This is a genomic window from Bacteroides caecigallinarum, from assembly GCF_016901995.1.
Classification (GTDB): Bacteria; Bacteroidota; Bacteroidia; order Bacteroidales; family Bacteroidaceae; genus Phocaeicola; species Phocaeicola cellulolyticus.
Genome location: NZ_JACJLE010000115.1, coordinates 1 through 1,705 on the forward strand (window position 1 = coordinate 1; position 1,705 = coordinate 1,705).

Consider the following 1,705-nt stretch of genomic DNA (forward strand, 5'->3'; position numbering starts at 1 on the left):
TGCTCTCAAGTTCTTGGCTTTTGCTCTCAAGTTCCTTGTTCTTAAGCTCCAGCTCCTTATTCTTCATCATTATCGTAGTATCACGTGATTCTATTTCCGAAAGAATTTCATCCTCTACATCCATATCCCTTCTTACATCCGGTTCGACAGCTGCCTTTATCAGCCTGTCAACCACAAGCTGTTCCTCTATTTCCAGTCCTCTTTCATCTATTTCCATGATATGTTCATTATCCTTAAGACGATAAGTTTGGTCGAAAACCTGAAGTAATCTTTCAAGCCTGTTCCTAACCTTCCCCTTCAAATACGGTATTTGAATTATTATACTGTCGTGTGTAAGGCTCTCTATAAACGGATCAGGTACACCGTTCTCTATAGGGTTTGAGTTATAGTCCAGATATTTTCTGCGTACATACACCACAGGCTCCTGCAGATCTCCCAACTTATGCCCCAGAATATAAATTGAGACTATAGGAAGACCATAACCTTTAGGGTTTACATCCTTGTCCGGAACATTCTTCTTATCAATATACTGGCTTCCCAGATATTGCCTGAAACGCAATGTCTCAGTCACCAGCCACGTCTTCTGCAATTCAATCAGAATAAGCTGTTGCGTTCCGTCTTCATTCTTTATGGTAGCTGCAAAGTCAATTCTCATCATGGAGATTTTCCTTTGTGTTACGCCTGTATATTCATGAGGACGCATTTCAAGATGAATAATTTCCTTCTGAAGCAAAGCGGAAAGCATAATCTTTGCCACCCTGTCATCCTCCATCATATATTTGAACACCGAATCATATATAGGATTTGCTATCAGTACCATAAGTAACTCCTTTCTTTATATTTGAGACTGCGTAAAGATACACTTTTTTCGTGAAAACACAAAACAGTAAAAATACCAATGTAAAAAGGAAACTTCTATTGTTACAAACCGGTTTTGACAATAAATTAGGAGCCGTGGAGGATAAGTGAATTGATAAAAGGAACGCGAAACTTTACTATGCAATAGTTTTTTACAGAGCATCAATAGTAAATGGAAAAAAGAGGCAAGGAAAATAGTCTGCGTGGAATATGCCTAAATATTTAATAATGAGCAATTTACCATTCATTCTTCAATCTTCCAGTCAGAAATTGTACCAGTCTCTGAAGAAAAACTTGCTCCTATTTTGAAAATCTTACGTCCATCCAAAATATATTCACGAGCATAACCTTTATTTTCAATCTGCTCAATGGCCTCAACTGCCGTACCGTCAAGTTTAAATTCAAATATATATATGTACTGCGGAGTTTCTACAATACAATCCACCCGTCCTTGACTTTGCTGTTTTTCAGTATAGACTGTATAAACACTAATCAGTTTCATAATAAGATAAAAGGTATAGTGAAAATATCTTTCCTTTTCCCTTTCATTATCTTTTCTTCTCATGGAATAAGGAATGCTCGAAAGAAACGAAGTGAACAGTGGTTCCAACTTCTCTGTATTCCCGGCACGCATAGCATCAAGAACGTCAAAAATCCATCCTGTAATTCTTTCACCCGGCTGGAGGTAAGAAGTTGCAATCATAGTAATAAAACCATTTTTAACTTCATTGTTCGGGAAGTCTAAAAGGAAGCGGTTTCCAAACTCTTCATATCCTTTTATCGTAAGGTATCCACTCTGGTAAATCATTGGCAAAGGCATTTCGACATCAGCCTTATAATCAATAAA

Annotated in this window: 2 protein-coding genes; both read right to left on the reverse strand. The window is 37.4% G+C overall.

Annotated elements, in window-relative coordinates; all coding sequences use genetic code 11:
- Positions 1–820, reverse strand: an 820-nt coding sequence (locus tag H6A61_RS15175) for a hypothetical protein (protein ID WP_204394737.1), incomplete at its 3' end; no start/stop codon positions are given.
- Positions 821–1,102: 282 nt separating this feature from the next.
- Positions 1,103–1,705: PD-(D/E)XK nuclease domain-containing protein (locus tag H6A61_RS15180; RefSeq protein ID WP_204394738.1), on the reverse strand; the 603-nt coding region annotated here is incomplete at its 5' end.